General features: G+C 71.8%; 16 protein-coding genes and 1 riboswitch. Of the genes, 9 read left to right on the top strand and 7 right to left on the bottom strand.

Annotation, left to right across the window (positions count from 1 at the left end; all coding sequences use genetic code 11):
• Window positions 1-11: 11 nt before the first annotated feature.
• The 3 genes from hisS to nhaA all read right to left on the bottom strand — a co-directional run bounded on the left by hisS (window position 12) and on the right by nhaA (window position 3,178).
• Entirely contained in the window at window positions 12-1,262 is a 1,251-nt protein-coding gene (gene hisS / locus M4D53_RS04070; protein WP_259952193.1) for a histidine--tRNA ligase, read from the bottom strand.
• A 67-nt stretch (window positions 1,263-1,329) separates the two neighbouring features.
• Window positions 1,330-1,992: a nucleoside triphosphate pyrophosphohydrolase gene (locus M4D53_RS04065; protein WP_259952124.1), complete on the bottom strand. Its 663-nt coding sequence runs from the start codon at window positions 1,990-1,992 to the stop codon at window positions 1,330-1,332.
• Window positions 1,993-2,011: 19 nt separating this feature from the next.
• Window positions 2,012-3,178: a Na+/H+ antiporter NhaA gene (nhaA, locus tag M4D53_RS04060; protein WP_259952122.1), complete on the bottom strand. Its 1,167-nt coding sequence runs from the start codon at window positions 3,176-3,178 to the stop codon at window positions 2,012-2,014.
• A 78-nt stretch (window positions 3,179-3,256) separates the two neighbouring features.
• Here nhaA and M4D53_RS04055 point away from each other — a divergent pair, with 78 nt between their 5' ends.
• A complete protein-coding gene (locus M4D53_RS04055) occupies window positions 3,257-6,073 on the top strand; it encodes a phosphoenolpyruvate carboxylase (RefSeq protein WP_370428669.1) in 2,817 nt (938 codons plus the stop codon).
• Window positions 6,074-6,205: 132 nt separating this feature from the next.
• Window positions 6,206-7,576: an NADP-specific glutamate dehydrogenase gene (gene gdhA, locus M4D53_RS04050; protein WP_259952120.1), complete on the top strand. Its 1,371-nt coding sequence runs from the start codon at window positions 6,206-6,208 to the stop codon at window positions 7,574-7,576.
• A 74-nt stretch (window positions 7,577-7,650) separates the two neighbouring features.
• Here gdhA and M4D53_RS04045 read toward each other — a convergent pair whose 3' ends face one another.
• Together M4D53_RS04045 and mfd are read right to left on the bottom strand one after the other, a co-directional pair.
• The gene (locus M4D53_RS04045; RefSeq protein ID WP_025103909.1) at window positions 7,651-8,247 is read right to left on the bottom strand and encodes a gamma carbonic anhydrase family protein; all 597 of its coding nucleotides are present in this window, start codon (window positions 8,245-8,247) and stop codon (window positions 7,651-7,653) included.
• A 145-nt stretch (window positions 8,248-8,392) separates the two neighbouring features.
• The gene (gene mfd / locus M4D53_RS04040) at window positions 8,393-11,959 is read right to left on the bottom strand and encodes a transcription-repair coupling factor (protein ID WP_259952118.1); all 3,567 of its coding nucleotides are present in this window, start codon (window positions 11,957-11,959) and stop codon (window positions 8,393-8,395) included.
• Window positions 11,960-12,101: 142 nt separating this feature from the next.
• Between mfd and M4D53_RS04035 the strand changes: the two genes are divergently transcribed.
• The 7 genes from M4D53_RS04035 (at window position 12,102) to M4D53_RS04005 (ending at window position 17,817) form a co-directional block, all read left to right on the top strand.
• Window positions 12,102-12,665 carry a GNAT family N-acetyltransferase gene (locus tag M4D53_RS04035; RefSeq protein WP_259952116.1) on the top strand — a complete coding sequence of 188 codons (564 nt, stop codon included), beginning with the start codon at window positions 12,102-12,104 and terminating at the stop codon, window positions 12,663-12,665.
• Between the two features lie 48 nt (window positions 12,666-12,713).
• Window positions 12,714-13,577, top strand: coding sequence for an Fpg/Nei family DNA glycosylase (locus M4D53_RS04030; RefSeq protein ID WP_187663563.1), 864 nt, complete (start codon window positions 12,714-12,716; stop codon window positions 13,575-13,577).
• Window positions 13,578-13,643: 66 nt separating this feature from the next.
• Window positions 13,644-13,788: riboswitch (FMN riboswitch) on the top strand.
• 66 nt (window positions 13,789-13,854) lie between these two features.
• The gene (gene ribD / locus M4D53_RS04025) at window positions 13,855-14,913 is read left to right on the top strand and encodes a bifunctional diaminohydroxyphosphoribosylaminopyrimidine deaminase/5-amino-6-(5-phosphoribosylamino)uracil reductase RibD (protein WP_259952114.1); all 1,059 of its coding nucleotides are present in this window, start codon (window positions 13,855-13,857) and stop codon (window positions 14,911-14,913) included.
• Complete coding sequence (locus M4D53_RS04020) at window positions 14,913-15,635, top strand: riboflavin synthase (RefSeq protein ID WP_259952112.1); 723 nt, start codon at window positions 14,913-14,915, stop codon at window positions 15,633-15,635. Before ribD ends, M4D53_RS04020 begins: the two co-directional genes overlap by 1 nt.
• The gene (gene ribA / locus M4D53_RS04015) at window positions 15,632-16,900 is read left to right on the top strand and encodes a GTP cyclohydrolase II (RefSeq protein ID WP_187663560.1); all 1,269 of its coding nucleotides are present in this window, start codon (window positions 15,632-15,634) and stop codon (window positions 16,898-16,900) included. The genes M4D53_RS04020 and ribA overlap by 4 nt, the downstream gene beginning before the upstream one ends.
• A complete protein-coding gene (ribH, locus tag M4D53_RS04010) occupies window positions 16,897-17,370 on the top strand; it encodes a 6,7-dimethyl-8-ribityllumazine synthase (RefSeq protein ID WP_025103903.1) in 474 nt (157 codons plus the stop codon). The genes ribA and ribH overlap by 4 nt, the downstream gene beginning before the upstream one ends.
• Window positions 17,371-17,457: 87 nt before the next feature.
• Window positions 17,458-17,817 (top strand): Fe-S protein, encoded by a 360-nt coding sequence (locus tag M4D53_RS04005; protein ID WP_187663559.1) that lies wholly within the window; start codon window positions 17,458-17,460, stop codon window positions 17,815-17,817.
• An 8-nt stretch (window positions 17,818-17,825) separates the two neighbouring features.
• Here M4D53_RS04005 and M4D53_RS04000 read toward each other — a convergent pair whose 3' ends face one another.
• On the bottom strand, window positions 17,826-18,329 hold the full coding sequence (locus tag M4D53_RS04000) for a GAF domain-containing protein (RefSeq protein WP_259952108.1): 504 nt from the start codon (window positions 18,327-18,329) through the stop codon (window positions 17,826-17,828).
• Window positions 18,326-18,823: a metallophosphoesterase family protein gene (locus M4D53_RS03995; protein ID WP_259952106.1), complete on the bottom strand. Its 498-nt coding sequence runs from the start codon at window positions 18,821-18,823 to the stop codon at window positions 18,326-18,328. The genes M4D53_RS04000 and M4D53_RS03995 overlap by 4 nt, the downstream gene beginning before the upstream one ends.
• Window positions 18,824-18,899: the final 76 nt, after the last annotated feature.

Below are 18,899 nucleotides of genomic sequence, written 5' to 3'. Positions count from 1 at the left end.
ACGGGGGCGACTCAGGCCAGCGTCTTGATCTCGAGCTCGTCGTCTCCCGGTCGCACGCTCGCGAAGTGCGTGTACCCGTCCGCCGCCGACCGTTCCAGCAGCGCCTTGAGGTTCTTCGTCCGCTGCTCGAGTCGCACCCGCGCGCCCTTGGCGACGAGAGCCGTCTTGTGCGCCACGAGCTCCGCCACGGGGACGGCGGCGTCGTGGACGAGCACGATGGCCTGCGCGGCGGTCGCCGGATCCGTCGAGACGAGGTCGACCAGGCGCTCGAAGCCGAGGGAGAAGCCCACCGCGGGGACCTCCTGCTGCAGGAACCGGCCGATCATGCCGTCGTACCGTCCACCGCCGCCGAGCGAGTACGTCACGGAGGGGTGCGCGAGCTCGAAGATGGTCCCCGTGTAATAGCCCATGCCCCGCACGAGGAAGGGGTCGAACACGAGAGGGATGTCGTCCTGCCCGCGCCCCGCCGCGACCGCCTCGCCGATGCCGACAAGGTGGGCGACGAGCTCGTCCGGCGCGCCGTCCGGGAGCGCCTTGCGGATCTGGCTGTCGCCGAACGGGTGGTACTCGAGCGTCTGCGGGCGACCGAGGAAGGCCTGGAACGCGTCGACCGCCGTGGCCGTCGCCCCCCGCTCGCGGAGCTCGGCGGCCACGCCCTCCGGTCCGATCTTGTCGAGCTTGTCGATCGTGATCAGCACCTGCGGGCGCTCGTCCTCGGTGAAGCCGAAGTGCTCGAGCATCCACTCCAGGACGCGGCGGTCGTTGATCCGCACGCTCGCGCCCTCCAGACCCAGCGCGTCGACGGTGTCGAGCGAGGCCGCCAGCAGCTCGGCCTCCGCGCGCGCCGACGCGTCGCCGATGATGTCGATGTCGCACTGGACGAACTGGCGGTAGCGCCCCTTCTGCGGGCGCTCGGCCCGCCACACGGGCCCGATCTGGATGGACCGGAAGACACCGGGGAGCTGCCCGCGGTTGCTCGCGTAGAAGCGGGCGAGCGGCACCGTCAGGTCGTAGCGCAGGCCGAGATCGGAGAGCTCGGCGGGGTCATCGGCAGCGGCGCGGATGGCCTCCGCATCCAGGCCGCGGCGCAGGATGTTGAACGACAGCTTCTCGTTGTCGCCGCCGATGCCGGCATGCAGCCGGTCGTACTCCTCGACCACGGGGGTCTCGATCTCATCGAATCCGTGCGCGCGATAGCGGTCGCGGATGACGGAGAGCACCCGCTCACGGCGGGCCTTGTCGGCGGGGAGGAAGTCGCGCATGCCGCGCGGCGCGTTCACGGTAGCCACCCGTCCATCTTCCCAGGTCGGCGGCGGTGTCCGCGTCGCGTCAGCCGGCCTCGGCGGCGCGGACCTCGTCCTCCAGGCGCGTCAGCCGTTCCCGGAGCGCGCGCTCCGCGTCCCAGCCCTCGGCCCTGGCGGTGTCCACGAGTGCGAGCAGGGCATCGCCGAGTTCCTCCTCCGAAGACGGGCGCAGGGCGGACGGATGCGTGGGCACCACGCCGGCACCGGCGGCACGGCCCGACATCTTCTGGGCGCGGGCGAGGGCCGGCATCGCGCGCGGGATCCCGTCGAGCACGCTGCGGCGGGTGCGCTTCTCCGCCGCCTTCGCCGCGGTCCAGTGCACGAGCACCTCCTCCGGCGTCTCCGCGACCTCGTCGCCGAACACGTGCGGGTGCCGCCGCACCATCTTCTCGGTGAGCGTGCGGGCCACATCGTCGATGTCGAAGGGGTCGTCCGGATCCTGCGCCGCGATGGCGGCGTGGAAGAGCACCTGCCACAGCAGATCGCCGAGTTCCTCGCGGAGGTCGGCGCGAGACCCGTCCTCGACCGCGTCGATCACCTCGTGGGACTCCTCGATGAGGTACGGCACGAGATCGCGATGCGTGATGCGCTGCGACCACACGCACCGCTCCCGCACCGTGCGCATGGTCTCCGCGGCCGCACGCAGCGGATCATCGATGCCCTCGGGTCCTCGCTGCTCGCTGGTCATGCTTCCTCCGGACTCCGGCTCACGCGGGAATGGGCGCAGCGCGACGGTACCACCGGGCGCGCAGGGTGACGACGATGCCGGACAGGATGAGCGCGAGCAGCGACCCCACGAGGACGCCGAGGATCGCCTGGTCCCGGATGACCGCATCGCCCTCGAACGCGAGGTTCGCGAGCAGGAGCGAGACGGTGAACCCGATACCGCCCAGGGCGCCAGCGGCGACGATGTCCGCGAAGGGCAGAGCCGGGTCGGCGCCCTTCGGCCGGATGCGCATGGCGAGCCAGCCGAACAGGGAGATGCCGATGATCTTCCCGACCGGCAGCGCTACGACGATCGCCCAGAACGCCGGGGACAGGGCCGTCGGCGAGACCGCCGGGATCACGACGAACGCCGCCACGAACGCGAACAGCGGCAGGATCGCCCCGTTCACGGTCGGCTCCAGCGCATGCCGGGTGCGTCCGGCGGGTACCGGCGCCATGACGAGGCCGAGCATCACGCCGGCGATGGTCGCGTGGATGCCGGACGAGGCGACGAGGCCCCACGTGACGACGCCGACGACGGCCATCGCGACAGCGACGAGTGTGTGGCCGGTCGCATGCAGCAGGCGGCTCAGCAACCAGAACACGGCCACCCCGACGATCGCGAGACCGAAGAGGAGCCACTGCACGTCGTGCGCGAAGAGCACCGCGATGAAGATGATGCCGATGATGTCGTCGAGGATCGCAAGGGCCAGCAGGAACACCCGCACCCGGGAGGGCAGGCCGCGACCGAACATCGCCAGCACGCCGAGGGCGAAGGCGATGTCGGTGGCGGTCGGGATCGGCCAGCCCGACGCCGTCTCCGGCCCGCCCGCGATCAGCAGGTACACGAGGATCGGCACGAGCACGCCGCCGGTCGCCGCGATGGCCGGCTGCACAGCCTTCCGCGGGGAGTCGAGCTCGCCGTGGGTGAGCTCGTGCCGCAGCTCGATCGCCACGACGAGGAAGAAGATCGCGAGCAGGCCGTCCGACACCCAGTGCGCGATCGAGAGGTCCAGCGCCGTCCCCGGGACCGCGAGATGCGTCTCCAGCAGTCCGGCGATCGCGTCGTGCGTGGGCAGGTTCGCGAAGAGGAGGCCGAGGCCGGCGGCCACGAGCAGGAGGACGGCGGGGAACTGCTGCCCGCGGAGGGGGTTCGCTGTGATGCGCATCCCGTCCATCGTAGGCCGGGATGTCACACGGTCGTCATGCGTGCGGGACACCCCGATCCACCCGGCTACTCTCGGAGGGTGATCCCCGATTCCCCCGCTTTCTCCGAGCCGACGCCCACCGAGGCCATCCGCGTGATCGGTCGTTTCGAAGCCGGTCGCGGCATCCCCGATGCCATGCGCTCCGACGTGCGGATGCTGGGCCAGCTCCTCGGCCAGGTGCTCCGCGAAGCCGGCGGCGACGACCTCTTCGAGGACGTCGAGCGCCTGCGCCTCGCGACGATCCAGGCCTACGAGGACCACAGCTCCGACGCGTTCGACCGCGCCGCGGCGATCGCCGACTCCTTCACGATCGCCCGCGCCGACGAGGTCGCCAGGGCGTTCACCTGCTACTTCCACCTCGTGAACCTCGCCGAGGAGCACCAGCGCGTGCGCGTGCTCCGGGAGCGGGCGGGACAGCCGAGCCCTTCGACAGGCTCAGGCCCTTCGACAGGCTCAGGGACCCAGGGGGGCACGGGCCCTTCGACAGGCTCAGGGACCCAGGGGGGCTCGGGCCCTTCGACAGGCTCGGGCCCTTCGACAGGCTCAGGGACCCAGGCGACGGACACGGTCGCGGGGGCGTATGCGCGGCTGCGCGAGGAGGTCGGCGACGACGAGGCCCGCCGGCGTCTGGACGGCCTGCGCTTCCACCCGGTCTTCACGGCGCACCCGACCGAGGCCCGTCGACGCGCCGTCTCGTCGAGCATCCGCCGCCTCTCCGAGCTGCTCACCCAGCACGACGCGGCGAGCGTCGGCGGCTCCGAGGAGCACCGGGCCCGCCGCCGGATGCTCGAGGAGATCGACACCCTCTGGCGGACGGCGCCGCTGCGCGCACAGAAGCCCTCCCCGACCGACGAGGTGCGCACCGTCATGGGCGTCTTCGACGAGACGCTGTTCACCACGGTCCCGCACGTCTACCGCCGGATCGACGACGCCCTCCGCGGCGAGGAGTCCGGCGCCAGCGCTCCGGTCGTCCCCGCGTTCGTGCGTGTCGGCTCCTGGGTCGGCGGCGACCGCGACGGCAACCCGTTCGTCACCGCCGCCGTGACCCGTGAGGCTTCGCAGATCGCCTCCGACCACGTGCTCCGCGGGCTCGAGCGGGCACTCGACCGGATCGGCCGCACCCTCACGCTCGCCGCCGACGACACCCCGCCCAGCACCGAAGTCATCGCGCTCTGGGAGCGTTTCGCGGCCGCAGAGCCGGCGGTCGCCGACGAACTCGCAGCCCGCTCGCCCGACGAGCCGCACCGCCGTGTCGTCCTCGTCATGGCCCGCCGCGTGGCGGCCACCCGCCGCGGAGACGACGAGGGCTACACCGGTCCCGAAGAGCTGCTCGCGGAGCTGCGCGCCGTGCAGTCCTCCCTCGTCGCCGCCGGAGCCCGCCGCCACGCCTTCGGGGGCGTGCAGCACCTGATCTGGCAGGTCGAGACCTACGGCTTCCACCTCACGGAGCTCGAGGTGCGCCAGCACTCCCAGGTGCACGCGAAGGCTCTGGCCGAGTTGGAGGCCGGCGGGGCGATCAGCACGCAGACGGAGGAGGTGCTGGAGGTGTTCCGCGCGATCGCGGACATCCAGCGCGACCGGGGGCTTCGCGCCGCGGGCCGCTACGTCGTCTCCTTCACACAGGCGGCCTCCGACCTCGCGAACGTGCACCGCCTCGCCCGCCACGCGCTCGGCGACGACGCCCCGGTGCTCGACGTCGTGCCCCTGTTCGAGACCTTCGCCGACCTCCAGGCCGCCCCGGAGATCCTCGCCGAGGCCGTCACCTTCCCCGAGTTCCGCGAGCGGATGGCCGCAACAGGGAACCGGCTGGAGGTCATGCTCGGCTACTCCGACTCCTCCAAGGACGTCGGGCCCGTCGCCGCGAACCTGGCGCTGTACACGGCGCAGGAGAAGATCGCCCGCTGGGCGCAGGAGTCCGGCATCGAACTGACTCTCTTCCACGGCCGCGGCGGTGCGCTCGGCCGCGGCGGCGGTCCCGCGAACTCGGCGATCCTCGCGCAGCCCCCGCACTCGGTCGACGGCCGGTTCAAGCTCACCGAGCAGGGCGAGGTCATCTTCGCCCGCTACGGCGAGCCCGCGATCGCGATGCGGCACATCGACCAGGTCGCCGCGGCGACGCTGCTCGCCTCGTCCCCCACGGTCGAGGAACGCACCAGCAGCGCAGCAGCCCGCTACGCCGATGTCGCCGCAACCATGGACGCCGCCTCGCGCGAGCGGTTCTTCGCGCTCGTCAAGGCCGAGGGCTTCGCCCCGTGGTTCGCCACCGTGACCCCGATGGAGGAGATCGGTTTGCTCGCGCTCGGCTCGCGTCCCGCCCGCCGCGGCCTCTCGGTCGAGTCGCTGGAGGACCTCCGGGCCATCCCCTGGGTGTTCGCGTGGACGCAGGCCCGTATCAACCTCGCGGGCTGGTTCGGGCTCGGCACCGCGCTCGAGGCCGTCGGCGACGAGGAGCTGCTGGCGGAGGCCTACCGCGAGTGGCCGCTGCTGCGCACGATGGTCGACAACGTCGCGATGAGCCTCGCCAAGACCGACGAGCGCATCGCCCGGCAGTACCTCGCCCTCGGCGACCGCGACGACCTCGCCGCCCTGGTGCTCGACGAGCTCGCGCTCACCCGCCGCTGGGTCATCCGCCTCACCGGTGGCGAGGGCCTGCTGGAGAACAAGCCCGTGCTGCAGCGGGCCGTGCAGCTGCGCAGCCCGTACGTCGACGCCCTCTCGCTCCTGCAGCTGCGGGCGCTCCGCGCTCTCCGGTCGGCGCCGGAGCAGCCGGAGGGATCGGGGGCCGACGCCGAACAGCAGCGCCTGCTCCTCCTGTCCGTCAGCGGGGTCGCCGCCGGCCTGCAGAACACCGGGTGACCCGAGCCCTCCCGCCGCGTGCGCGGAGGCCCTCGTCGCCGACGCTAGAGTGAAACCTCCGCCTCACCCGGCTCTGCTTTCGCGCGCGACACGATCGCCCGCACCCCATCCCCCATCAGAAAGCCCTCCCGCGTGACCGTCACCACCCCCACCGACTTCCACCCGCTCGCCGACTCCGTGCAGCCCGTCTTCGACACGGTGCTGGCACGCAGCCCGCACGAGCCGGAGTTCCACCAGGCCGTCCACGAGGTGCTGCACTCCATCGCCCCGGTGCTGGAGCGCCACCCGGAATACGTGGACGGCGGGATCCTGGAGCGCCTGGTCGAGCCGGAGCGGCAGATCATGTTCCGCGTACCGTGGGTCGACGATGCCGGAAAGCTGCAGGTCAACCGCGGGTACCGCATCCAGTTCTCCTCTGTGCTCGGCCCGTACAAGGGCGGCCTGCGGTTCCACCCGTCGGTCAACCTCTCGATCATCAAGTTCCTCGGCTTCGAGCAGATCTTCAAGAACGCGCTCACCGGTCAGGGCATCGGCGGCGGCAAGGGCGGCTCCGACTTCGACCCGCACGGGAAGTCCGACGCCGAGGTCATGCGGTTCTGCCAGTCGTTCATGAACGAGCTCTACCGGCACCTCGGCGAGCACACCGACGTCCCCGCGGGTGACATCGGCGTCGGCGGCCGCGAGATCGGCTACCTCTTCGGCCAGTACCGCAAGGTCACCAACCGCCACGAGTCCGGCATGTTCACGGGCAAGGGCACCGGGTGGGGCGGCGCCGAGGTGCGGACGGAGGCCACGGGCTACGGCGCGGTGTTCTTCGCGCAGGAGATGCTCGGCGTGCACGGCGACTCCCTCGAGGGCAAGCGCGTCGGCATCTCAGGCTCCGGCAACGTGGCGATCTACGCGATCCAGAAGGCCGCCCAGCTCGGCGCGACCGCGGTCACGGCGTCCGACTCCTCCGGCTATGTCGTCGACGACGCGGGCATCGACCTCGATCTGCTGCGTCAGCTCAAGGAGGTCGAGCGCGCCCGCATCGTCGAGTACGCGAACCGCCGCCCCAGCGCCCGCTTCGTGGAGAGCGGCAGCGTGTGGGACGTGCCCGTGGACATCGCGGTGCCCTCCGCCACGCAGAACGAGGTCAGCCTCGCCGATGCGGAGGCCCTCATCGCGAACGGCGTGCGTGCCGTGTCCGAGGGCGCCAACATGCCGTGCGTCCCCGAGGCCGTCGAGGCCTTCCAGAAGGCGGGCGTGCTGTTCGCCCCGGGCAAGGCAGCGAACGCGGGCGGTGTCGCGACCTCCGCGCTGGAGATGAGCCAGAACGCCTCGCGGCAGCGCTGGAGCTTCGGCGACAGTGAGAACAAGCTCCGCGAGATCATGGGCGACATCCACCGTGCCGCCTTCGAGGCCGCCGAGCGTCACGGAGTCCCCGGCGACTACGTGGCCGGCGCCAACATCGCCGGCTTCGAGCGCGTCGCTGCGGCGATGCTCGCCCAGGGCGTCATCTGACCCGGTTCGAATCGCCTGATTGGTCGTGAATCCGGCCGGAATGCGACCAATCGGACGATTCGAAGGGTGTGCGGTCAGACCTGGCGGTCGTCGGCGTGCCGCGCGAGGGAGCTGCCGTAGCGCTCCGTGAGCTGGACCATGAGGTCGGGAGTGTCCCGGTCGACGCCGAAGACGTGTCCGGGGAAGTCGAGCTCGGGCTGTGCCGCCGCGATCTCCGCGTCCCTGTCGGGTGAGAGCAGCTGCACGGGATCCCCCACCGCGACCCAGCCGATCGGCACCACCGTCCCCGACGGCAGCACGGCCCGGCGATGCACGATGGCGTTGACCCGCACCTCGCAGCGGTCCCCGACGAGCGCCCCGTTGAAGACCCGGGCCCCGGACGCGAAGAACACCTCCTCGCCCACGGTGGCCCCCGCGATGCTCGCCAGCGTGCCGACGAGGGTGTGCGCACCGATGTGCACGGCGTTGGCCGCGGTCGCCCTGATCAGCGCGTTCTCCATGACGATGACGTGCGCCCCGAGGGTGATGGGGCCGCCCTCCGCAGTGATGACGGCGCCGTGCAGCACCTGGCAGCCGGGTCCGAGCTCCACGTCGCCGGAGATGACGGCGGTGGGAGCGACGACGGCGGTGTCGTGGATGCGGGGGCGAGCCCCGAGGTGCTCGTACAACATGCGGCCAGACTAGCCCCGGGCGTCTGCGGCGTGCACGACTTCGGAGATCATCACCGACACGCCGGACCCGAGCCGCCGGCGACGGCGTGTCGTCCGCGGGCTCCGCAGTCGTGCACGGCGGAGGCGGCCGCGACCGCCGGCCGGGTCACTCGGGCTTGGCGGGCTCGGGGAAGATGGCGGTGAACAGCTGGTCGACCCAGGCGAGCAGCTCCGCGTCGGGCAGCGGCTCCACGCCCACGCCGACCGCGGCGGGCACCGTGGGCATCGGCACGACGAGAGCCTCCCCGCCGGAGACGAGCTTCGCCTTCGGATAGAGCCGCTGCAGCCGGACCTTGATCGAGTCCTCGAGGCGGGCGGGCGCGAGGCGCAGGTTCGAGCCCATGGCCACGACATCGGTGAGCCCGGCCCTGGCCGCCCGGCGCCGCAGTCGCGCGATCGACACGAGTCCGGTGACCTCGTCCGGCGGCGTGCCGTACCGGTCGACGAGCTCCTCCACCACGAGGTCGATCGCGTCGTCCTTCGCGGTCGCGGCTGAGGCGGCGGAGAGCTTCTGGTACGCCTCGAGCCGGAGGCGTTCGCTGTCGATGTAGTCCTCCGGGATGCGGGCGTCGAGCGGCAGCTCGAGTCGGAGCTCCTGCCCGGTCTCGACCTCCTCGCCCCGGAAGGTCGCGACGGCCTCGCCGATCATGCGCAGGTAGAGGTCGAAGCCGACCCCCGCGATGTGTCCGGCCTGCTCGGCGCCGAGGAGGTTGCCCGCACCGCGCAGCTCGAGGTCCTTGAGGGCGACCTGCATACCGGAGCCGAGGTCGTTGTTGACCGCGATGGTCTGCAGCCGGTCGGCCGCGGTCTCGCTCAGCGGCTTCATGTCGTCGTAGAGGAAGTACGCGTAGGCGCGCTCCCGTCCGCGACCCACGCGTCCGCGGAGCTGGTGGAGCTGGCTCAGACCGTACTTGTCGGCGCGGTCGATGATGATCGTGTTCGCGTTGGAGATGTCGAGGCCGGTCTCGATGATCGTGGTCGACACCAGGACGTCGAACTTGCGCTCCCAGAAGTCGTCGACGACCTGCTCCAGCGCGTGCTCGCCCATCTGGCCGTGCGCGACGGCGATCCGCGCCTCGGGGACCAGCTCGGCGAGCTCCGCCGCGACGCGCTGGATCGACTGCACGCGGTTGTGCACGAAGAAGACCTGGCCCTCGCGAAGGATCTCGCGGCGGATGGCGGCGGCGATCTGCTTGTCGCTGCGGGGGCCGACGAACGAGAGGATCGGGTGCCGATCCTCCGGCGGCGTGGCGAGGGTCGACATCTCGCGGATGCCGGTGACCGCCATCTCCAGGGTGCGCGGGATCGGGGTGGCGCTCATGGCGAGGATGTCGACGTTGGTCTTCATCTTCTTCAGCGCGTCCTTATGCTCGACGCCGAACCGCTGCTCCTCGTCGATGATCATGAGGCCGAGGTCCTTGAACAGCACCTGGTCCGTGAGGATGCGGTGCGTGCCGATCACCATGTCCACGGAGCCGTCGAGCAGGCCCTGCAGGGTGAGCCGCGCCTCCTTGTCGGTCTGGAACCGCGACAGCGGCCGCACCTTGACCGGGAACCCCGCGAAGCGCTCCGTGAACGTCTCGAGGTGCTGCTTCACGAGCAGGGTCGTCGGGACGAGCATGGCCACCTGCTTGCCGTCCTGGATGGCCTTGAACGCCGCCCGGACCGCGACCTCGGTCTTGCCGAAGCCGACGTCGCCCGAAAGCAGCCGGTCCATCGGGATCGGCCGCTCCATGTCGGCCTTGATCTCGTCGATGGTCTGCAGCTGGTCGTGGGTCTCCGCGAACGGGAACGCCTCCTCCAGCTCGCGCTGCCAGGGGGTGTCAGGGCCGAAGGCGTACCCCTTGGCGCTCATCCGGGCGGAGTAGAGCTTGACGAGCTCGACGGCGATGTCGCGGACCGCCTTGCGCGCCTTGCCCTTGGCCTGCGCCCAGTCGCTGCCGCCCATCTTCGACAGCGTCGGGGCCTCGCCGCCGACGTACTTCGACAGGAGGTCGAGCTGGTCGGTGGGCACGTACAGCTTGTCGCCGGGGTAGCCGCGCTTGGACGGCGCGTACTCCAGCACGAGGTAATCGCGGATCGACTTCGCGGCGTTGCGGCCGCCGGTGGAGACCTCGCGCTGGGTCATCTCGACGAACCGGCCGATGCCGTGCGTGGCGTGCACCACGAAGTCGCCCTGCTTGAGCTGCAGCGGGTCGACGACGTTCTTCCGACGGGACGCGAGCTTCTTGACGACGCGCTGGTCGCCGCCGATCGTGCGGCCGTAGAACTCGTTGTCGGTGAGGACGGCGAGCTTCGCCTCGGGCACCTGGAAGCCGGCCTCGACCCCGCCCACCGTGAGGGTCGCGACCCCCGGGTCCGGTGCGGCCGCGATGGTCTCGACGACCCGGGCCGCGATGCCGCGGTCGGAGAGCACGTCGCGGGCGCGGTCGACGAGGCCGTGACCGGTCGCGAGGACGACCACCCGCCAGCCGTCGGCGACCTTCGCCTCCACGAAGGCGATCGCGCCGTCGACGTTGCCGTGGAAGGAGGGGATGACGGTGGCCGCCTCGACGCTCTCCGCGGTCGCGTCGCCGATCCCGAAGGGGCTCAGGCGCCACCACACGCCGCCGCGGTCGCGGACGACCTCGCGCAGATCGGCGATGGTGAGGAAGTCGCCGGCGCCGAGGTCGATGGGGGCCGAGGCTCCCGAGGTCGCCGCGCTCCAGGCGGCGTCGAGGAACTCGCGGTTCGTCTCGCCGAGGGTGAGGGCGCGGGCGGTCGAGCGCTCCGGGTCGATGACGGCGGTCGCCGTGCCCTCGGGCAGGTACTCGACGAGCGACTTGAGGGGACCGGCGACCGCGGGCAGCAGCGACTCCATGCCCTCGACCGGGATGCCCTCGGCCATCTTCTCGAGCATGCCGCTGATGGCGGGGAAGCCCCCGATGAGCGCCCTGGCCCGCTCCCGCACCTCGGCGGTGAGCAGGAGCTCGCGGCTGGGCGGGAGGTCGACGCCTGGCACGTCGCCGGGCAGCGAGCGCTGGTCCGCCACGGAGAACGCGCGGATCTGATCGATCTCGTCGCCGAAGAACTCCACGCGGTACGGGTGTTCGGACGTGGGAGGGAAGACGTCGAGGATGCCGCCGCGGACGGCGAACTCGCCCCGTCGCGACACCATGTCGACGCGGGAGTAGGCCCGTTCCACGAGCTGCTCGGCGACGTGGTCGAGCTCGTTGCCGCGGCTGCCCACCGTCAGCTCCAGCGGCACGATGTCGCCGAGGTTCCCGGCGATGGGCTGGAGCGCGGCGCGCACGGAGGCGACGACCACGAGAGGGCGCTCCCCTGTCCATTCGGCGACGCGGCGCAGGGTCTGCAGTCGCAGGCCGACCGTGTCCGGGCTGGGGCTGAGGCGCTCGTGCGGCAGCGTCTCCCAGGCCGGGAAGGTGAGCACCTCGGCATCCGGGACGTAGGTCTCCAGGGCCTGCGCGACCGATTCCGCGCGGCGCCCCGTGGGCACCACGGCCAGCAGCGCCGCCGGGTGGCCGGCCGCCGCACGCTTGGCGAGCAGACCGGCGAGAACGGGCGCGTCGAGCCCGTCGACCATGCCGAGGTCGGCGTCGGTGTGCGCCCAAGCGAGAGCGTCACGATACAGAGACGCCTCTTCCAAGGCGCGCAGAATCCCCGGAACAGTCACCGGACAAGCCTAATCGCGCCCACGGACACTGCGGTCGACTCTCCCTGTCCCACCCCTTTCCGTGCCTCCCACCCCGTTACGGACGCGCGGAAGGGGCCGGGGCGGACCGAAGGGGCCGGGTCGGGCGTCTTAGGCTGGAGGGATGCCTCCGGTCACCCTCACCACCGCACGACTCGTCCTCCACGCTCCGTCGGAGGCCGACGTCGACGCGATCACCGAGGCCTGCCAGGACCCCGAGATCGGGCGGTGGACGACGGTGCCCTCCCCCTACTTCCGCCAGGACGCGGAGGACTTCGTCGCCCTCGTGGAGCAGTGGTGGGAGGACGGCTCGCAGACCGTCTGGGGTGTCTACGCCGACGACGTCCTCGTGGGCATGGTCGGCCTCCACCACATCGAGGAGCATCCGGCCGGCGGTCATGCCGAGCTCGGCTACTGGGTCGTCGCGGACGCACGCGGCCGCGGCTACCTCGTCGAGGCCGCGCGCGCGGTGCTCGACTGGGGTTTCGCGGAGCTCGGCCTCGCCCGAATCCGCTGGCAGGCCGTCGTGGGCAACGTCCCCTCCGCCCGCGCCGCCCGCGCCCTCGGCTTCCGCTTCGAGGGCACCATGCGTCAGGGCCTCACCAGCCAGCGCGGTCGGGACGACGGCTGGCTCGCGGCGCTGCTGCGCGACGACGACCGGACGCCGGTGGAGTGGCCGGTGCTCTGAGCGCACGCCACGCGTGACAGCGTCGGACCCCGGTGACAGGATGGCTGCATGCCTGAGATGCCGGAGGTCGAAGGACTCGTCGCGTTCCTCGGCGAGCGCACCACCGGACGCACGATCACCCGTGCCTCCGTGGCCGCGATCGCCGCGCTGAAGACCTACGACCCGCCGATCTCGGCGCTGGAAGGCGCGTCGATCACCGGGGCGGAGCGCCGCGGCAAGTTCGTCGTGCTGTCCTGCGGGCCCGAGCTGCACCTCGTCTTCCACCTGGCGAAGGCGGGATGGCTGCGCTGGTACGACACCCTGCCCACCACGCTCCTCAAGCCGGGCAAGTCGCCCATCGCGCTGCGGATCGCCCTCGACGACGGCAGCGGCTTCGACCTGACCGAGGCCGGGACGAAGAAGTCGCTCGCCGTGTACGTCGTCCGCGACCCCGCCGAGGTGCCGGGTATCGCCCGCCTCGGCCCCGATCCGCTCGACCCGTCCTTCACCCGCGACGCCTTCGCCGCGCTGCTCGACGACCGCCGGATGCAGATCAAGGGGCTGCTCCGCGACCAGGGCGTCATCGCGGGTATCGGCAACGCCTACTCCGACGAGATCCTGCATGCAGCCCGCATGTCGCCGTATGCCATCGCCGGCACGCTGGACGACGCCGAGATCGACCGGCTGTTCGCGGCGATGCAGGAGACCCTCGCCGAGGCCGTCGCTGCTGCCGCGGGCAAACCTCCGGCCGACCTCAAGGACGCCAAGCGCCGCGGCATGCGGGTGCACGCCCGCCGGGGCGAGGCGTGTCCGGTCTGCGGCGACGAGGTGCGCAGCGTCTTCTTCGCCGACCGCTCGCTGGAGTACTGCCCCACCTGTCAGACCGGCGGCAAGGTCCTCGCCGACCGGCGACTGTCCCGCCTGCTCAAGTGAGGGCCGGGCACGGCCCCTGCCACGGAATGAAACGGGCGCAGACGCGTTGAGTACACTCAGAGCAGCAACGTGCTCCGGGGTCGGTGGGAATCCGAACCGGCGGTGACAGTCCGCGAGCGTTCCGAGTGATCGGGATGCCGATCCGGTGGAATTCCGGAACCGACGGTGATGCGAGGGACACCTCGCTAGTCCGGAAGGGAGGCAGCACGAGGCGCACGCGCGTGCGTCCGTTCCGCCAGCCTGCAGCGACCCCGAGCCGCAGAGAGGACGACGACGGATGGCAGTGACCGCGACAGAGCGCCGTGCGATGGATCGTGCGCTCGCCCTCGCGACCCGCGGCCCGCGCGGGGTCAACCCGCAGGTGGGCGCCGTGATCCTCTCCCCCGACGGCGAGGTGCTGGCCGAAGGCTGGCATCGGGGCTCCGGCACCCCGCACGCCGAGGTCGACGCCCTCTCGAAGCTCGCGCCGGGCGCTGCACGGGGCGCGACGGCGATCGTGACGCTGGAACCCTGCAACCACACCGGTCGCACCGGCCCCTGCGCGCTCGCGCTCATCGAGGCCGGCGTGACGCGGGTCGTCTACGCGCTCGACGACCCCGGTGAGGTCTCCGGCGGCGGCGCGGAGCGGCTGCGCGCCGCGGGCGTGAGCGTGGAGTCCGGCGAGCGAGCCACCGAGGCCCGCGCCGTGATCGGCGACTGGCTCACCGCGTCGCGCCTCGGCCGTCCGCACGTGACCGTCAAGTGGGCGCAGAGCCTCGACGGCAGGGCTGCGGCGGACGACGGTTCCAGTCAGTGGATCACTGGCCCGGAGGCCCGCGCCGACGTGCACCGGCGACGCGCCCAGGCCGACGCGATCGCGGTGGGTACCGGCACCGTGCTCGCCGACGACCCCGCGCTCACCGCCCGCGCCGGCGACGAGCTCCTGACGCACCAGCCCGTCCCGGTCGTGATCGGCACCAGACCCACCCCTGCGGATGCGGCGGTGCATCGTCATCCGCACACGCCACTGTTCTTCGACACGCACGACCTGTCGGCGGTCCTCGCCGAGCTGCATGCGCGCGGCATCCAGACGCTGTTCGTGGAGGGCGGCCCGACGCTCGCCAGCGCGTTCCTCTCCGCCGGGCTCGCGGACCGCGTGCTCGCGTACGTCGCCCCCGTCCTGCTCGGCGGGAGCCGCCTGGCCGTGACCGACATCGGTGTCCGCTCGATCGACCAGGCACATCGCCTCGTCGTGGACGAGTGGCTGCCGTTGGGTGCAGACCTGCTCGCGATCGCGCATCCTGCGGACGCGGACGACCCGGACCGCACCGGCCCGGAGAAGGAGGGAACCCTCTGATGTTCACCGGAATCATCGAGGAGATCGGCGAGATCACCGCCATCGCGGAGTCGGGCGACGGCTGGCGCCTCACGGTGCGCGCCCCGAAGGCCGCTGCCGACGCCGTGCACGGCGAGTCGATCGCGGTCTCCGGCGTCTGTCTGACCGTCGTCGGCTCCACCGCCGAGACCTTCGACGCCGACGTCATGAAGCAGACGCTCGACGTCGCGGCCCTCGGCGCGGCGACCGTCGGCACCAGGGTCAACATCGAGAAGGCGATGCCCGTGGGGGCGCGGCTCGGCGGGCACATCGTGCAGGGCCACGTCGACGGCACCGGCACCGTGCTCGAGGTGCGCCCCGGCGCGCAGTGGAGCGTCCTGCGTATCAGCCTTCCCGACGACCTCGCGCCGCTCGTCGTCGACAAGGGCTCCATCTCCGTCGACGGCACGTCGCTGACGGTGAGCGCAGTGAGCCCTTCGACCCCTTCGACAGGCTCAGGGACCCAGGAGGGCTCAGGGACCCAGGAGGGCTCAGGAACCCGGGAGGGCTCAGGGACCCAGGAGGGCTCGGGCACCGGGGGCGGGCACTGGTTCGAGGTGTCGCTCATCCCGGAGACCCTGGCGGCGACCACCCTCGGCACCCGCGCGGTCGGCGACCGCGTGAACCTCGAGACCGACATCCTCGCGCGGCACGTCGAGCGGCTGCTCGCATTCCGCGCCGCACCGGAAGGGGGCTCGCGATGAGCCTGGCAACCATCCCCGAAGCCCTGGAGGCGCTGCGCGCAGGACGCCCCGTACTCGTGGCCGACGACGAGAATCGGGAGAACGAGGGCGACGTCGTCCTCTCCGCCGAACTCGCCACACCCGAGTGGGTCGCCTGGACCGTGCGCTGGTCCTCCGGGTTCATCTGCGCGCCGATGCCCACCGACCTCGCGGACAGCCTCAACCTCCCGCCGATGGTCGCGGCCAGCGAGGACGCGCGCTCCACCGCGTACACCGTCAGCGTCGACGCCGCGGAAGGGGTGACGACCGGGATCAGCGCCAGCGACCGCGCCCGCACCCTCAACGTGCTGGCGAACCCCGACTCGACGGCGACGAGCATCATCCGCCCCGGCCATGTGCTCCCGCTCCGGGCCGTGGACGGCGGCGTGCGCGAGCGCAGCGGTCACACCGAGGCCGCGGTCGAGCTCATGAAGCTCGCCGGCCTCCGGCCCGTCGGCGCGATCGCGGAGGTCGTCGCCGAGGACGGCAGCATGATGCGGCTTCCCGGGCTCCTCGAACTCGGCGCCCGCGACGGCGTGCCGGTCATCACGATCGAGCAGCTCATCGCACACCTCAACGAGATCGACCCGGAGGGGGCGACCCCGGCCGCCCAGCGCGGTCGCCGGGTGAGCCTCCGTGCCGACGCCACCGTGCCCACCGACCACGGCACGTTCCGCTTCCTGGCCTACAAGGACCGCGTCACCGGCACCGACCACATCGCGGTCGTATCGGGCGAGCCGACCGAGACCGCCCTCGTGCGCGTGCACTCGGAGTGCCTGACCGGCGAGGCGTTCGGATCCCAGAAGTGCGAGTGCGGCCCGCAGCTGGATGCCGCGCTGGACGCCATCGACCGCGAAGGCGGCATCGTCATCTACATGCGGGGACACGAGGGCCGGGGCATCGGTCTCATCAACAAGCTGCGCGCCTACAGCCTGCAGGAGGACGGCCTGGACACCGTCGATGCGAACCTGGCACTGGGCCTCCCGGCGGACGCCCGCGACTACGCGGCGGCGGCCGGGATCCTCACCGATCTGGGGGTCTCGAAGGTCCGTTTGCTCACCAACAACACCGACAAGGTGAACAAGCTGCGTGAGCTCGGCCTCGACGTCGTCGAGCAAGTGCCGCTGATCGTGGGCGTGGGTCCGAACAACCACCAGTACCTGGAGACCAAGCGCGACCGCATGGGCCACATCATCGGCGAAGCAGAGCTCGCCGAGGCCCTCGCGGCAGGAAAGGACGAGGAATGAGCGGCGCCGGAGCACCCAAGACGGGGAACATCGACGGGCGGGGGCTGGAGGTCGTCGTGATCGCCGGCACCTGGCATGAGGTGATCTCGAACGGCCTGATCGCCGGCGCCCAGCGGGTGCTCGACGAGGCCGGAGCGACGCATCGCCTGGTGCGGGTGCCCGGCTCGTTCGAGCTCGCCGTGGCCGCGCAGGCCGCCTTCGCGGGCGGTGCGGACGCGGTGGTCGCCCTCGGGGTCATCATCCGCGGCGGCACGCCGCACTTCGAGTACGTCTCGGCCGCGGCGACCGACGGCCTCACCCGTGTCTCCCTCGATGCCGGCAAGCCGGTCGGGTTCGGGCTGCTCACGCTCGATGACGAGAAGCAGGGGCTCGACCGCGCGGGCCTGGAGGGCTCGAAGGAGGACAAGGGCGCGGAGGCCGCGGACGCGGCGCTGCGCACCGCCCTCGTGATCCGCGAGCTGCGCGGCTGAGCACGCTCACGCTCTGCGCCCGGTCGCGGGCGCGAGGTCAGGCGTGCCTTGGTGGCGCGGAATGCCGCGCTCTCGTACGGTGAGGGCATGGAGACCCTGCGCCACATCGTGCTCTTCGTCCACCTCATCGGCTTCGCCGTGCTCTTCGGGGCCTGGGCGGCGCAGGCGTTCGGCGGCAAGCGGGTGTTCACGCGTCTGATGACCATCGGCATGACGATCGCCGCGGTCGCCGGCCTCGCCCTCGCCGCCCCGTGGGGCCTCCCGGAGGGCGTCGAGATGAACTACGCCAAGATCGGCACGAAGCTCGTCATCCTCCTCGTGATCGGCGCCCTGCTCGGCATCGGCACGGCGCGCCAGAAGCGCGACCAGGTCGTGCCGCCCGCGATCTTCTGGCTCGTGGGCATCCTCACGGCCGTGAACGCCGCCATCGCCGCGATCTGGCGCTGACGCGCGGATCAGCCCCGGCTGCGCTCCCAGAGCGCGGATGACTGCTCCCCGGCCCCATCCGTACGGATGCGCTGGCCGTTGCGTCCCCCGCGGGCGAACGTGGCGGTGACGCCCGGCGGGACGTCGGAAGCCGCCACCGGGCTCGACGACCAGGTGCAGGCGCGCACGTGCACGAGGTCTGCCGCCACCGCGGCCGGATCGTCGTCGTAGCGCCACGGTCCCGTCAGCCGCCCGAGCCAGAAGAGTCCGTCGACGTCCCTGGTCCAGACGAGGGTTCCCATCGGAAGCGCCGCGAAGCGCTCCAGCCGCCGCGCGGCCCGCTCTCCATGGCGGGCGTCGACGGCGGCGAGCGCCGCAGTCAGAGAGCCGGGCGTGCTGTCGAGCCGCCCACCCATGCCGCAGACGCCCTCGGCGAGCGCACGCTCGACCGCGACTCCCGGCGCGACGGCATCGTCGCGAGAGCGCATCGGTGCGCGGTAGGCGAGCGGTTCGCCGGGGCCATCGTCCGTCATGGGAGCGGCACGAGGGTCGCCTCGACATCGCGCCCGTCGACCACGACGCGCATCATCGTGTGCACGGGCTGTCGACGCCGGTCGGTCGGAGAGCCCGGGTTGAGCAGCCGCAGACCGTTCGGCGTGACGGTGTCCCAAGGGATGTGCGAGTGTCCGAAGATCAGCACGTCGACATCGGGGAAGGCGAGATCCATCCGCTTCTCCCGCCCGGTCGCGGCGCCCGTCTCGTGGATGACGGCGACGGCGGTGTCCTCCACGGTGAACCGCGCGATCTCCGGCAGCACCCGGCGGATCTCGGGGCCGTCGTTGTTGCCGTGCACACCGTGGAGCACGCGCGCGCGGGACTGGAGCAGCTCAACGGTGGGGAGATCGACCCAGTCCCCCGCGTGCACGACGACGTCGGCCTCGTCGATGGCCTGCAGCACCGCGTCCGGCAGCCGCTTCGCCCGCTTCGGGACGTGCGTATCGGCGAGGAGCAGCATCCGTGTCGTCATGATCCCCCTCCGGCCGGTCTCCCCCGACTCTACGCGCGGGCACCGACGCCCTCGACCCGGTCCGTCATCAACGTCC

This window comes from Microbacterium meiriae, from assembly GCF_025143875.1.
Taxonomy (GTDB): domain Bacteria; phylum Actinomycetota; class Actinomycetes; order Actinomycetales; family Microbacteriaceae; genus Microbacterium; species Microbacterium meiriae.
This window is presented reverse-complemented; position numbering and strand designations above follow the sequence as displayed.

Bases quoted from the DNA above. Each gene is read 5' to 3' on its own strand.
- hisS (WP_259952193.1), bottom strand. From the start codon at position 1,262: ATGCGCGACTTCCTCCCCGCCGACAAGGCCCGCCGTGAGCGGGTGCTC.
- nhaA (WP_259952122.1), bottom strand. From the start codon at position 3,178: ATGCGCATCACAGCGAACCCCCTCCGCGGGCAGCAGTTCCCCGCCGTC.
- ribD (WP_259952114.1), top strand. From the start codon at position 13,855: ATGGCAGTGACCGCGACAGAGCGCCGTGCGATGGATCGTGCGCTCGCC.
- M4D53_RS04020 (WP_259952112.1), top strand. From the start codon at position 14,913: ATGTTCACCGGAATCATCGAGGAGATCGGCGAGATCACCGCCATCGCG.
- M4D53_RS04045 (WP_025103909.1), bottom strand. From the start codon at position 8,247: ATGTTGTACGAGCACCTCGGGGCTCGCCCCCGCATCCACGACACCGCC.
- M4D53_RS04005 (WP_187663559.1), top strand. From the start codon at position 17,458: ATGGAGACCCTGCGCCACATCGTGCTCTTCGTCCACCTCATCGGCTTC.
- M4D53_RS04035 (WP_259952116.1), top strand. From the start codon at position 12,102: ATGCCTCCGGTCACCCTCACCACCGCACGACTCGTCCTCCACGCTCCG.
- M4D53_RS04065 (WP_259952124.1), bottom strand. From the start codon at position 1,992: ATGACCAGCGAGCAGCGAGGACCCGAGGGCATCGATGATCCGCTGCGT.
- M4D53_RS03995 (WP_259952106.1), bottom strand. From the start codon at position 18,823: ATGACGACACGGATGCTGCTCCTCGCCGATACGCACGTCCCGAAGCGG.
- ribH (WP_025103903.1), top strand. From the start codon at position 16,897: ATGAGCGGCGCCGGAGCACCCAAGACGGGGAACATCGACGGGCGGGGG.
- M4D53_RS04000 (WP_259952108.1), bottom strand. From the start codon at position 18,329: ATGACGGACGATGGCCCCGGCGAACCGCTCGCCTACCGCGCACCGATG.
- ribA (WP_187663560.1), top strand. From the start codon at position 15,632: ATGAGCCTGGCAACCATCCCCGAAGCCCTGGAGGCGCTGCGCGCAGGA.
- M4D53_RS04030 (WP_187663563.1), top strand. From the start codon at position 12,714: ATGCCTGAGATGCCGGAGGTCGAAGGACTCGTCGCGTTCCTCGGCGAG.